Source organism: Constrictibacter sp. MBR-5, assembly GCF_040549485.1.
GTDB lineage: Bacteria > Pseudomonadota > Alphaproteobacteria > JAJUGE01 > JAJUGE01 > Constrictibacter.
In genome coordinates, this window is record NZ_JBEPTK010000011.1 from 138,996 (window position 1) to 150,711 (window position 11,716).

Here is an 11,716-nt window from a genome sequence, read left to right on the forward strand (position 1 = left end):
CGCCGTCGCAGAAACAAGGCGCGGAGGGGCCGGTTCAACCGGAGGGGTTCGGGAAGGGATCGCCGCACCACGCGGCCGCGAAACCGTTCAGGTCACGCCGAGAGGACCGGTCCGTCGAGCAGGTCCATGATGTCGCCGAAATATCCCGCCGACCGTGCCGGCTGCGTCGGATCGGAGGTGATCGCCACGGCGAGCCGGCGTTCGGGATGCGCCGCGATCACCTGTCCGCCATAGCCCCGCGCCAGCACGTAGCCGCTGTCGGTCAGGAACCAGCCGTAGCCGTAGGCCATCCCGGAAAAGGGCGACAGGGTGCGGGGCTGCAGCGAGGCCCGCATCCAGTCCGGCGACACGATCTGCCGCCCGTCGTGGCGACCGCCGTCCCGAATCATCATGGCGATCCGCAGCATGGCGCGCGGCGTGAGCGCCATCTGGTTGCCGCCGAAATAGTAGCCTTGCGGGTCGGCCGTCCTGGCCGGGATCTCGATGCCCATCGGCCCGCCGAGGCGTTCCCGGGCCTGGACGAGCAGGGTCTTGCCCGTGGCCTCGGCCAGCGCCGCGCCGAGGACATGGCTCGAACCGGTCGAGTAGATCATGCGGCCGCCCGGACGGGCGACCATGGGCTGGCGCAGGACGTACGACACCCAGTTGCGCGAACCGACCCACGCGCCGTAGTTCGCACCGGAGGTGCTCGCCAGCCCGGCCCGCAGCGTCACCAGATCTTCCATCGTGATGTCGGCCACGCCCTCGGTCGCGTCGCGCGGAATCAGGCCCGGCGCCACGTCGCGCAGGCGCGCCTGGACGTTCGCGATCTCGCCGCGCGCGATGGCGGCCCCCAGCAGCAGCGCCACGAGGCTCTTGGAGCAGGACTTGATGTTGGCGGCGGACTCGAGCCCGCCGCCCCGGCGCGCTGCGGCGAAGACGGTCTCGTCGCCGCGCCGGACGAGCAGCGCATGCATCTGGGTCAGGCGTCCGAACGCATCGCCCAACGCCCCGGCCTGCTGGGCGGCGGCGGACCGTATCAGCGGGCCGCCCAGCATCAGCACGCCGGCGGACGACATGAAGGTGCGTCGGTGCATCTGATCGGGTCCGTCGCTACGGATGCGTCGCCCCGTCACCCGTCGGGCCCTGGAGGCCGATGCGATCCTTCGCCCATGTCGACATATCCCAATTCCGTCGGCTGTGACCGGTGCGCGCTCGACAGGCGACATAGGCCGTTCGGCCTGCCGCGCCAGGGACCGAGTGGTCGAAGGCTGATCGAGCGGCGGCCGGAACGGAAAACTTAGCCAATCGGCGAAGTTTTTCATTGCACCATCGGCGCTCCGAGGTACAGTTAGCCACATGACTAAGCATGATCCCAACCTGTCGCTGCTGTTCCACGCGCTGGCCGACCCGACACGCCGGTCGATCCTGACGCGCCTCGCCGGAACGCCGACGCGGGTGACGGATCTGGCCGATCCCACCGGGCTGCGGCTGCCGACGGTGATGCGGCACCTGTCCGTCCTGGAGGAGGCGGGGCTGATCACCACGGCCAAGGAAGGCCGGACCCGCACCTGCACCCTCGTCCCCCAGGCCCTGGAACCGGCGCGGACATGGCTCGACGAGCAGCGCGCCATCTGGGAAGCCCGGCTCGATCGGCTGGACGACTACGTGATGACCTTGATGAAGGAGCGCGAATCATGATGCCCGACCTGGATCCGAACACCGACCTCAGCTTCACGCGCACGCTGGCCGTGCCGCGGCAGCTGGTCTGGGACTGCTGGACGCAGCCCCGGCACATCCCGCACTTCTTCATTCCCGCCCCGCACAAGGTGACCGCGGTGGACATCGACCTGCGCGTCGGCGGCCGCTTCAACACCGTCTTCGAGGTGGACGGCGCCGTCATCGACAATCGCGGCGTCTATCTGGAGGTCGTGCCGGTCGAGAAGCTGGTCTTCACCGATGCCTATACCGAAGGCTGGAAGCCCGCCCCCGAGCCCTTCATGACCGCGATCCTGCTGCTCGCCGACGCACCCGGCGGCGGCACGACCTACACCGCCATCGCCCGCCATCGCAATCCGGAGACCCGCAAGACGCACGAGGACATGGGTTTCTTCGACGGCTGGGGCACGGTCGTGACGCAGCTGGAGACCTATGCGAAGGGCCTGATGCGATGAGCGGCCGTTTCGCCACCCTCGCCTTCGAGCGGGAGGTCGCGGCCCCCGCCGAGACCCTGTGGCACGCCTGGACGGCGCCGGCCGCCCGCGCGGTCTGGGCCGCGCCGTCGCCGTCGGTCACCGTCGACTTTCTGGAGGCCGACACCAGGGTGGGCGGCCGTGAGGTCTCGCTCTGCAAGGTGGAGGGCCGGCCGGACATCCGGTGCGAATGCGGCTGGCTGGCGCTGCAGCCGCCGCTGCGCGGCGTGAACTGCGAGGTGATCTCGACCGCCGGCGCGCCGCGCTCGGCGGCGCTGGTGACGGCGGACATCGCGGGCACGGACCAGCTCAGCCGGCTGGCCGTGACGGTACAGCTTTCGGCCCTCGCGCCCGACCTGGATGCGGCCGAAATGGCGGCCGACTACCGGGACGGCTTCGGCGCCGGCCTCGACAACCTCGCGGGCGCGGCCGAGCGCACCATGCTGCTGCAGCGGGTGATCCGCGCGCCGCGATCGATCGTCTGGGGCGCCTGGATGAACCCCGAGACGCTGCCGCAATGGTGGGGACCGGATGGCTTCTCCTGCCGCACGAAGCGGATCGATCTGCGCACGGACGGCGAATGGGTGTTCGACATGATCGCGCCCGACGGCACGGTCTTCCCCAACCACCACCGCTACGGCGAGGTCCGGCCCGAGGAGCGCTTCGCCTACACGCTCCTGTGGGGCGAGAACGGTCCGAAACACGCCGACGCCTGGGCCTCCTTCGAGGACCGCGGCGGCGCCACCGAAGTCACGCTGGGCATGATCTTCAGCACCGCCGCCGAATTCCAGACGGCGAAGGGCTTCGGCGCGATCGAACTCGGCCAGCAGACCCTCGGCAAGCTGGAACGCTTCATCAACGCCCGCTGAACAGGGTTCCCCCCTCCCCACCTTCCCGGCGCGCGGCGCTGGCGCGCCGCGTCCGGGAAGATGGCTTTAGGTGCGCCGCCCCGACGAAAGGACGCTGCCCTTACGGCCGCATCCCGAAGGTCCGCCGGCCCGGCTTGCGCAGCGGCGCCGCCAGGTCGGCGAACTCGCAGAGGAGCTTGCGGGTGTCGCGGGGGTCGATAATCTCCTCCACCCAAAAGGCCTCGGCCGTGCGGTGCGGCGAGCGGAGTTTGTTCAGGCGGGTCTCGATCTCGGTGAGCTTGGCCGCCGGGTCCTCGGCCGCCGCGATGTCGCCGCTGTAGGCGGCCTCGATGCCGCCCTCCAGCGGCAGCGAGCCCCAGCGCGCCGTGAGCCAGGCATAGCGCATGGCGAAGCGGTTGGCCGGCGCGTGCACCGCGCCCGCCACGCCGAAGGCGTTGCGCACGACGATGGTGCACCAGGGCACCGTCGTCTGGTTCACCGCCGCCATGGCGCGCACGCCGTGCCGGATGGTCGCCGCCTTCTCCGATTCGAGGCCGATGAGGAAGCCCGGGCAGTCGAGCAGGTAGACCACCGGCATGTGGAAGGTCTCGGCCATGTCGACGAAGCGCACGACCTTCTGGCAGGTCTCGGCCGTCCAGGCGCCGCCGTAGAAGTACGGGTCGCCCGCCATCACGGCGACCGGCAATCCGTCGAGCCGGGCGAAGCCCGTGATGATCGAGCGGCCGAACAGCTGGCCCATCTCGAAGAAGGAGCCCTTGTCGACCAGCGCCTCGATTATCGGGCGCATCTTGTAGACCTTGCGATAGTCTTTCGGCACCGCGTTGAAGAGCATCTCCTCGCGCCGTTCCGGATCGTCGCTGCGCTCGGCGCGCGGCGCCACGTCGTGGGTCGAGGACGGCAGGTAGGAGAGGAAGCGCCGCGCGCAGGCGAAGGCCTCCGCCTCGGTGTCGACGGCATGGTCGACGCCGCCGGACCGGCACTGGATCTTCCAGCCGCCCAGTTCCTGCTTGGTCAGGTCCTGGCCGGTGCGCTTCACCACCGGCGGACCGGCGACGAACATCGCCGCCGTCTCCTTGGTCATCACCGAATAGTGGCAGGAGGCGAGGCGCGCCGCACCCAGTCCCGCGACCGACCCCAGGCCGAGCCCGACCACCGGCACGTGCGACAGGTTCTCGGTGATGTAGTGGAACTGCGGTGTAGACGGCGTGAGGCCGCCCGGCAGGTTGGCGCGGCCGGTGGTCTCGATGGTCTTCACCGAGCCGCCGCCGCCGGAGCCCTCGACGATGCGCACGATCGGCAGGTGCAGTTCCTGCGCCATGCGCTCGGGGTAGAGCTGCTTCTCCTTGATCGTCGCGTCGGCCGATCCGCCGCGCACGGTGAAGTCGTCGCCGGTGACGACCACGGGGCGGCCGTCGATGGTGGCGCGGCCGATGACGCAGTTGGACGGCGTCAGGCGGATCAGCTTGCCGTCCTCGTCATATTCGGCGCTGCCGGCGACGGTGCCGATCTCGCGGAAGCTGCCCTTGTCGACCAGCCCGTCGACCCGCTCTCGGATCGTCAGGCGGCCGCCGTCGTGCTGGCGCTTCACCTTGTCGGGACCGCCCAGCTCGCGGGCCATGCTCTCGCGCAGGCGGAGGTCGTCGAGTTCGGGCTGCCAGTTCATGTCTTCTCCTCGTGCGGGTGCCGGTTCGGCGGCGGTTGGGTGATGGGCTACAGGGTTTCGGCGAGCGGCCGGACGCGGTGCTGCTCGACGCCGGTCAGCAGGTCGCGGACCTTGGCCAGCATGCCGAGCAGGCGCGGCCCGATGTCGGCGTGGATGCGATCTTCGGGCATCGTCGCGGCCAGTCCGCCGACGGTGAAGACGAAGTGGGTGGCGTGCGCCGGCGACCAGAGCGCCGCGGCGACGCCGTTGATGTGCTCGATGTGCTCGCCCAGCGACAGGGCGTAGCCGTGGCGCTGCTGCTCGGCGAGGGCCCGCGGCAGGCAGGCGGCGAGCAGTTCCCACTGCTCGCGGTCCTGGTGGCGCAGGTCGCAGAGCAGCGCCTCGCGCTCGGCCGGCGCCAGCGCCGCCGCATAGGCGCGCCCGGCGGCGGTAGCGCCGATCGGAATCCGCGCGCCGAGGGCGGAATTGACGCTGGCGGCGCGGTGGCCGATCGCGTGCTCGATATAGACCATGTCGGCGCGGTCGCGGATCGTCATGCCGCAGACGGCCGGGATGTGGTCCGCCAGCTCCTGCAGGTGGGGGCGGACGGCGACGCGGAAGTCCATGCCGCGCAGGATGCCGCTGCCGAGCGCCGCCGCCCCCTCGCCCAGCTTGTACTTCAGGTCCTCGGGCAGGTAGGCCAGATAGCCGATCCGCGTCAGCGTGTAGGTCAGGCGCGACACGGTCGACTTGGGCAGGCCGGTGCGGCGCGCGATCTCCTGGTTGCCGAGGCGCACGTGATAGCCCTCGAAACAGCGCAGGACGTCGAAGGCCTTGGCGACCGCGTTGACGAAGCCGCGGTCGCCGGCGGCCGGGCCGTCGGCGGCGTCGACGAGCTTGCGCGAGGTGCGGCCCATGAGCGTCAGTCCGCCCCCGTCGGCGGCGGAAACCGCCGCCCGCCACCCGGTCGCCGCGCTGCCGACGCGGTCTCGCTCATCGAACGTCTCCCCTGCCGGCTCCAGCAGCCGCATTTCTTATTCTGCATAGTGGAATAAATTTCCACTTGATCGTCAACTTATCTCGGGTCATCGTTCGGCCGCAATAGTCCGGACATCAACCGGGCAGCGCCGCTCGCCGGCGATGGAGAGGAAATGCCGCCAGCCGCGAAAACCGGGCGTCTCAGCCCGTCCCGAGCCCCATCGCCGCGCTGCGACCGGGGCTGCACGGACGTCGGTACCGCCACATCGGCGCACACAAGAAAGCCAGAAGGAGGGAGTTGATGTCAGTGTTCTCGCGATCGGTCTTCGCCGGGATCGCGCTCGCGGCGCTGGTCGCCGGCGGCGCCCAGGCGACCCCCGACAAACAGCACGCCGTCGCCGCCGTGGGGATCGACATCACCACCGGGGACCCGCACAAGATCACCGGCGGCGGCGAGTACATGTTCTTCTCGAACGTGTTCGAATCGCTCTACGGCCACGACCTCGACGGCAAGCTGGTGCCACATCTGGCGCAGTCGCACGAGGTGAGCGCGGACGGCCTCACCTACACGTTCAAGCTCCGGCCGAACGTCAAGTTCCACGACGGCGAGGCGTTTACCGCCGAGGACGTGAAATATTCCTGGAAGCGGTCCAACGATCCGGAGATCAAGAACCCGCGCGCCAGCATCGTCACGAAGAACATCAAGGACGTCGAGATCGTAGACGACCTCACGGTCAAGTTCCACCTGACCAAGCCGAACTCGTCCCTGCTCGAGAATCTCGGCGAGTATTTCTACATGATCCCGAAGGACTATGCCGAGAAGGTCGGCAACGAGACCTTCGGCAAGCAGCCGGTCGGCACGGGGCCCTACAAGTTCGTCTCGCGCCGCATTAAGGAAAATATTCAGCTCGAGGCGTTCAAGGAGCATTGGGGGCAGGTCCCTGGGGTCGAGAAGCTGACGCTGCAGATCGTGCCCGACGCCCAGACCCGCGTCGCGATGCTGCAGACCGGCGAGGCGGACATCGCCATCAACCTGCCGCCGCAGCTGGCGAAATCTGTCGACGCCGGGACCGACACCAAGATGGTGGTCAGCCCGAGCTTCCAGAACATCTTCATCGTCCTGAACATGCGCGGGTCGGACAAGGCGTTCGCCTCGACCAAGGTGCGGCAGGCGCTGAACCACGCCGTCGACAAGCAGACGCTGATCAAGAAGGTGATGTTCGGCTTCGCCACCCAGTCCACCGGGCCCTGCCACAAGGACATCATCGGCTGCGACATCGACCGCGAGCCCTACGCCTACGACCCGAAGAAGGCGAAGAAGATGCTGGAGGAGGAGAAGTTCGACTTCTCCAAGACCTACCGCATGTTCGGCCTGGCGCCGGGCCGCGCCGCGCAGAGCAAGGAAGTGCTCGAGGCGGTCGCCTTCTATCTCAACCAGGTCGGCATCAAGACCGAGACCGAGTTCCTGGAATACGGGGCGTGGCTGGCGAAGCTGGGCGCCAAGGAGTTCGATACCTACGGCCTCTTCTGGCAGAACTGGACCGACTACAACAACGACCCGATGGGCCGCCTGCCGCGCAACATCCGCACGGACGGCTACTTCTCCTGGTCGAGCTATCCGGAACTGGATCCGATGATCGACGAGGCGAACAGCATCGTCGATCCGAAGGAGCGGACGGAGCACCTGCGCAAGATCTTCACGCGGCTCTACGACGACCCGCCGTGGATCATCCTCTGGACCACCGACAACACGGACGCGGCGCGCAAGAACGTCGACTGGAAGCCGCGCGCCAACGTCTCCTGGCCGGTCTTCTGGCAGCTGAGCAAGCAGTGACCGCAGCGGACGGCAGCGCCGGCGCCCCCGCCCCCGTCCACGCCTGGACCGGGCGGGGCGCGCCGGCCCCGCGTACCGGATCGTTTCCGACATGATGCGCTACATCATCAAGCGGCTGGGCCAGACCGTGGTCACGGCGATCTTCGTCACGATGATCGTCTTCGGGCTCGCGCGGCTGACGGGCGATCCGACGCTGCTGCTGCTGCCGACGGAATCGACCGAGGAGGACCGCCAGTTCTTCCGCAAGCAGCTCGGCCTCGACCGCTCCCTGCCGGAGCAGTACCTCACCTTCATGGGCAACGCCCTGCGCGGCGACCTCGGCACCTCGTTCCGCTATCGCGAGCCCGCCCTCGACCTCGTGATCGACCGGCTGCCGGCGACGCTCGAACTCGCGGTGGCGTCGATGATCCTCGCGGTGCTGATCGCGATCCCGATCGGGGTGCTCGCGGCCGTCCGCCGTGGGAGCTGGATCGACAAGCTGGCGCGATGGTTCGCCACGGTCGGCCAGTCGACGCCGACCTTCTGGCTGGGCCTCATCCTGATCATGGTGTTCGCCGTCGATCTCGGCCTGCTGCCCTCCTCGGGCCGGGGCGGCCTCAGCCACCTCATCCTCCCCGCGGTGACGCTCGGCTGGTACTCCGCCGCCGCCATCGCGCGGCTCACGCGCTCCAGCATGCTGGAGATGATGCAGAGCGACTTCGTTCGGTTCGAACGCCTCTCCGGGCTGCCGGAATGGGTGATCGTCACGCGCCACGCCCTGAAGAACGCGGCGATCCCGATCATCACCTACATGGCGCTGCAGTTCGGCGTGCTGCTGTCCGGCGCCGTGGTGACGGAACGCGTCTTCGCCTGGCCGGGCCTCGGCCAGATGGTGGTGGAGGCGATCAACAGCCGCGACTACCCGGTCGTCCAGGCCGCGGTTCTCGTCGCGTCGCTGCTGTTCCTGCTGATCAACCTCGCCGTCGACCTGGTCTACAGCTGGCTCGACCCCCGGATCAGGTACTGACCGTGGCAACCATACCCGCTTCCCCTTCGGCCTCGCTGCCGCGCACGACCTTCGCCGGCCGCCTGCGCCGCAACTTCAAGGGCCTGCCGATCGCCGCGGCCGTCATGGTCGTCATATTCCTCGTCGCAGCACTGCTGGCCCCCTGGATCGCCCCGCACGATCCCGCCGAAGCCAGCTTCCTGCATTCGCTGACGCCGCCGGTCTGGCAGGACGAAGGCATGCTCGCCTACCCGCTCGGCACGGACAATCTCGGCCGCGACGTGCTGTCCCGCCTGATCTACGGCGCGCAGCTGTCGCTGCTCATATCGTTCTTCGCCATCGCCATCGCGGGGGCTGTCGGCATCATCCTGGGGCTGACCTCCGGCTATATCGGCGGCGCGATCGACGCCCTCATCATGCGGGTCGTCGACGCCTTCCTCGCGATGCCGTTCATCCTGATGGCGCTGGGCTTCGTCGCGGCGCTGGGCACCAGCATCACCAACATCATCATCGTCATGGCGATCACCAACTGGGCCCGCTACGCCCGGCTGGTCCGCGGCGAGGTGCTGTCGATCAAGCATCGCGACTTCGTGGCGCTGGCGCGCGTCGCCGGCCAGCCGCGCTGGCGGATCGCGGTGAAGCACGTGCTGCCGAACATCACGAACAGCATCATCATCCTGGCGACGCTGGACCTGGGGCGCGTGATCATCCTCGAATCTTCGCTCTCCTTCCTCGGTCTCGGCGTGCAGCCGCCGGCCATCTCCTGGGGCCTGATGCTGGCCGACGGCCGCAGCTACATGACCGTCGCATGGTGGATCACCGTCATGCCCGGCCTCGCCATCCTGCTGACCGTGCTCAGCCTCAACGTCACCGGCGACTGGCTGCGCGACCGCCTCGACCCGCGCCAGCAGATGGACTGAACGCATGGACGGAACCACCGCATCCGCGCCCCTGCTCCGGGTCGAGGACCTGAAGACGCACCTGCCGTCGAACCGCGGCCCCGTCCGCGCCGTCGACGGCGTCTCCTTCGACGTGGCGCCGGGGGAGATCCTGGGCATCGTCGGCGAGTCCGGCTGCGGCAAGTCCACCCTCTGCTCGTCGCTCGTCCGGCTGCTGCCGAAAGGCACCCAGGTGAGCGGCAGCATCCGCTTCCGCGGCGAGGACCTGCTGGCCAAGTCGCAGGAGGAGATGCGCGCGCTGCGCGGTCGCGACATCACCATGATCCAGCAGAACCCGATGACGGCGCTCGATCCGGTCTTCACCGTCGGCAGCCAGATCCGCGAGGTGCTGAAATTCAACTCGCCGCTGGGGGCGCGCGAGCGCCTGGCCAACGCGATCCAGATCCTGCGCCAGGTGCACATCCCCTCTCCCGAGGAGCGGCTCTCCAACTATCCGCATCAGATGAGCGGCGGCATGAAGCAGCGCGTCCTCGCCGGCATGGCGACGGCGCTGAAGCCCGGCCTGCTCCTCGCCGACGAACCGACCACCGCCCTGGACGTGACGATCCAGGAGCAGATCCTGGGCCTCCTGGCCGAGATCCGCGACCGGCTCGGCACCTCGATCATCCTGGTGACGCACGACCTCGGCATCGTCCGCCGCCTCTGCGACCGCGTCGTCATCATGTATGCCGGGCGCATCGTGGAGAGCGGCGTGACCGCCGACATCTTCGCCAAGCCGCAGCATCCCTACACCCGTGCCCTGCTGGCCTCGATCCCGCAGATGGGCGACACGCGCGAGCGGCTGCAGGCGATCGAGGGCACCATTCCCGACCTGCGCGACCTGCCGCCGGGATGCAGCTTCGCGCCGCGCTGCCCGCACGCCCATGCGCGCTGCTCGGAAGCCTATCCGCCCGCCTTCCCCGTCGGCAGCGGCGCCGCCCGATGCTGGCTGCACGCCACGGACCGCGTCCCGGAGACCGCCCAGTGAGCCCCGACCCCCTCGTCCGCGCCGAGGGCGTGGTGAAGCATTTCCATCAGCCGCGACGCTCCTGGCGCGGCGCGCCGCAGGTGGTGCATGCGGTCGACGGTGTCAGCTTCGAGATCCGGCACGGCGAGACCTTCGGCCTCGTCGGCGAATCGGGCTGCGGTAAGACCACGCTCGGCCGGCTCATGCTCTATCTGGAGGCGGTCACCGCCGGGAAGCTCACGGTGGCGGGCCACGATCTCGCGAACATGTCGCAGCGCCGGGAACTCGACTACCGCCGGTCGGTTCAGGCGGTCTTCCAGGACCCTTACGGGTCGCTGAACCCGCGCCAGACCGTGCTCGACCTGATCGGCGAGCCGATCTCGGTGCAGCAGAAGGTCGGGCGGGCCGAACTGCGCGAGCGCGTCTCTGAACTGCTGCGCCTCGTCGGCCTCCCCGCCGCCAGCCTCGACCAGTACCCGCACGAGTTCAGCGGCGGCATGCGCCAGCGCATCGCGATCGCGCGCGCCATCTCGGTCGATCCCGCCTTCATCGTCCTCGACGAGCCGGTGTCGGCGCTCGACGTCTCGATCCGCGCCCAGGTGCTCAACCTGCTCAAGGACCTGCAGGGTCGGCTGAACCTCACCTACCTGTTCATCGCCCACGATCTCGCGGTCGTCGAATTCATGAGCGACCGCGTCGCCGTCATGTATCTCGGCAAGATGGTCGAGACCGCCGCCGGCAAGGACATGTACCGCAAGCCGCTGCATCCCTATACGCAGGCGCTGCTGCGGGCCGCGACCGCGACGACGCCGCCCAGGGCCGTCTTCCAGGACGTCAGCTTGTCCGGCGAGGTGCCGAGCCCGATCAACCCGCCCAGCGGCTGCCGCTTCCGCACGCGTTGCCCCTTCGCCCGGCCGCGCTGCGCCGAGGAGGAACCGCTCCTGCGCGACGCAGGTGACGGACACCGCGCGGCCTGTCATTTCTTCGAGGAGATCGCGGCCGCGGCGTGACGCGGTACGCGATGCCACCCCTTCGTCATCAGGAGACCAGAATGAGCCAGATCGAGATCAAGTCCGAAATCCCCGGCAACGTCCTGCGCATCGAGGTGTCGGTGGGCGACAAGGTCGGCGAGGAGGACGCGATCATCATGGTGGAGTCCATGAAGATGGAGATCCCGGTCGGCGCCCCTTCGGCCGGCACCGTCGCCGAGATCCTGGTCGAGGAAGGCGAAGGCATCGAGGAAGGCCAGACGGTCGCGATCCTGACGACCTGAACGCACTCGCTCTGACCGTACCGCTCTCCGACTGTCATCCTCGGGCGAAGCGAAGCGCA

At 68.9% G+C, this 11,716-nt stretch carries 12 protein-coding genes; 9 read left to right on the forward strand and 3 right to left on the reverse strand.

Annotated features, from left to right (window positions below; genetic code table 11):
* Positions 1-92: 92 nt before the first annotated feature.
* Positions 93-1,076, reverse strand: coding sequence for a serine hydrolase domain-containing protein (locus tag ABIE65_RS20240; protein WP_354080252.1), 984 nt, complete (start codon positions 1,074-1,076; stop codon positions 93-95).
* A 262-nt stretch (positions 1,077-1,338) separates the two neighbouring features.
* On the opposite strand from ABIE65_RS20240, the gene ABIE65_RS20245 reads away from it, so the two are divergent.
* From ABIE65_RS20245 to ABIE65_RS20255, 3 genes are read left to right on the forward strand one after another with little or no spacing between them, the layout of a single operon-like run.
* The gene (locus tag ABIE65_RS20245) at positions 1,339-1,680 is read left to right on the forward strand and encodes an ArsR/SmtB family transcription factor (RefSeq protein WP_354080254.1); all 342 of its coding nucleotides are present in this window, start codon (positions 1,339-1,341) and stop codon (positions 1,678-1,680) included.
* Positions 1,677-2,153 carry an SRPBCC family protein gene (locus tag ABIE65_RS20250; protein WP_354080255.1) on the forward strand — a complete coding sequence of 159 codons (477 nt, stop codon included), beginning with the start codon at positions 1,677-1,679 and terminating at the stop codon, positions 2,151-2,153. Before ABIE65_RS20245 ends, ABIE65_RS20250 begins: the two co-directional genes overlap by 4 nt.
* Positions 2,150-3,040 carry an SRPBCC family protein gene (locus tag ABIE65_RS20255; protein ID WP_354080256.1) on the forward strand — a complete coding sequence of 297 codons (891 nt, stop codon included), beginning with the start codon at positions 2,150-2,152 and terminating at the stop codon, positions 3,038-3,040. Before ABIE65_RS20250 ends, ABIE65_RS20255 begins: the two co-directional genes overlap by 4 nt.
* 100 nt (positions 3,041-3,140) lie before the next feature.
* On the opposite strand, the gene ABIE65_RS20260 is transcribed toward ABIE65_RS20255, so the two are convergent.
* Together ABIE65_RS20260 and ABIE65_RS20265 are read right to left on the reverse strand one after the other, a co-directional pair.
* The gene (locus ABIE65_RS20260; protein WP_354080257.1) at positions 3,141-4,703 is read right to left on the reverse strand and encodes an acyl-CoA carboxylase subunit beta; all 1,563 of its coding nucleotides are present in this window, start codon (positions 4,701-4,703) and stop codon (positions 3,141-3,143) included.
* Between the two features lie 47 nt (positions 4,704-4,750).
* Entirely contained in the window at positions 4,751-5,713 is a 963-nt protein-coding gene (locus ABIE65_RS20265; protein ID WP_354080259.1) for an IclR family transcriptional regulator, read from the reverse strand.
* Between the two features lie 248 nt (positions 5,714-5,961).
* Between ABIE65_RS20265 and ABIE65_RS20270 the strand changes: the two genes are divergently transcribed.
* The 6 genes from ABIE65_RS20270 (at position 5,962) to ABIE65_RS20295 (ending at position 11,657) form a co-directional block, all read left to right on the forward strand.
* A complete protein-coding gene (locus tag ABIE65_RS20270; protein ID WP_354080260.1) occupies positions 5,962-7,494 on the forward strand; it encodes an ABC transporter substrate-binding protein in 1,533 nt (510 codons plus the stop codon).
* 91 nt (positions 7,495-7,585) lie between these two features.
* Positions 7,586-8,500: an ABC transporter permease gene (locus ABIE65_RS20275; RefSeq protein WP_354080261.1), complete on the forward strand. Its 915-nt coding sequence runs from the start codon at positions 7,586-7,588 to the stop codon at positions 8,498-8,500.
* A gap of 2 nt (positions 8,501-8,502) precedes the next feature.
* On the forward strand, positions 8,503-9,399 hold the full coding sequence (locus tag ABIE65_RS20280) for an ABC transporter permease (protein ID WP_354080262.1): 897 nt from the start codon (positions 8,503-8,505) through the stop codon (positions 9,397-9,399).
* Between the two features lie 4 nt (positions 9,400-9,403).
* A complete protein-coding gene (locus ABIE65_RS20285; protein ID WP_354080263.1) occupies positions 9,404-10,405 on the forward strand; it encodes an ABC transporter ATP-binding protein in 1,002 nt (333 codons plus the stop codon).
* The gene (locus ABIE65_RS20290) at positions 10,402-11,394 is read left to right on the forward strand and encodes an ABC transporter ATP-binding protein (protein WP_354080265.1); all 993 of its coding nucleotides are present in this window, start codon (positions 10,402-10,404) and stop codon (positions 11,392-11,394) included. Before ABIE65_RS20285 ends, ABIE65_RS20290 begins: the two co-directional genes overlap by 4 nt.
* A gap of 41 nt (positions 11,395-11,435) precedes the next feature.
* Positions 11,436-11,657 carry a biotin/lipoyl-containing protein gene (locus tag ABIE65_RS20295; RefSeq protein WP_354080266.1) on the forward strand — a complete coding sequence of 74 codons (222 nt, stop codon included), beginning with the start codon at positions 11,436-11,438 and terminating at the stop codon, positions 11,655-11,657.
* Positions 11,658-11,716: the final 59 nt, after the last annotated feature.

What these genes read in the sequence shown, in the direction of transcription:
- ABIE65_RS20260 (WP_354080257.1), bottom strand. Translation starts at nt 4,703, where the DNA reads ATGAACTGGCAGCCCGAACTCGACGACCTCCGCCTGCGCGAGAGCATG.
- ABIE65_RS20255 (WP_354080256.1), top strand. Translation starts at nt 2,150, where the DNA reads ATGAGCGGCCGTTTCGCCACCCTCGCCTTCGAGCGGGAGGTCGCGGCC.
- ABIE65_RS20240 (WP_354080252.1), bottom strand. Translation starts at nt 1,076, where the DNA reads ATGCACCGACGCACCTTCATGTCGTCCGCCGGCGTGCTGATGCTGGGC.
- ABIE65_RS20245 (WP_354080254.1), top strand. Translation starts at nt 1,339, where the DNA reads ATGACTAAGCATGATCCCAACCTGTCGCTGCTGTTCCACGCGCTGGCC.
- ABIE65_RS20250 (WP_354080255.1), top strand. Translation starts at nt 1,677, where the DNA reads ATGATGCCCGACCTGGATCCGAACACCGACCTCAGCTTCACGCGCACG.
- ABIE65_RS20285 (WP_354080263.1), top strand. Translation starts at nt 9,404, where the DNA reads ATGGACGGAACCACCGCATCCGCGCCCCTGCTCCGGGTCGAGGACCTG.
- ABIE65_RS20275 (WP_354080261.1), top strand. Translation starts at nt 7,586, where the DNA reads ATGATGCGCTACATCATCAAGCGGCTGGGCCAGACCGTGGTCACGGCG.
- ABIE65_RS20265 (WP_354080259.1), bottom strand. Translation starts at nt 5,713, where the DNA reads ATGCGGCTGCTGGAGCCGGCAGGGGAGACGTTCGATGAGCGAGACCGC.
- ABIE65_RS20270 (WP_354080260.1), top strand. Translation starts at nt 5,962, where the DNA reads ATGTCAGTGTTCTCGCGATCGGTCTTCGCCGGGATCGCGCTCGCGGCG.
- ABIE65_RS20295 (WP_354080266.1), top strand. Translation starts at nt 11,436, where the DNA reads ATGAGCCAGATCGAGATCAAGTCCGAAATCCCCGGCAACGTCCTGCGC.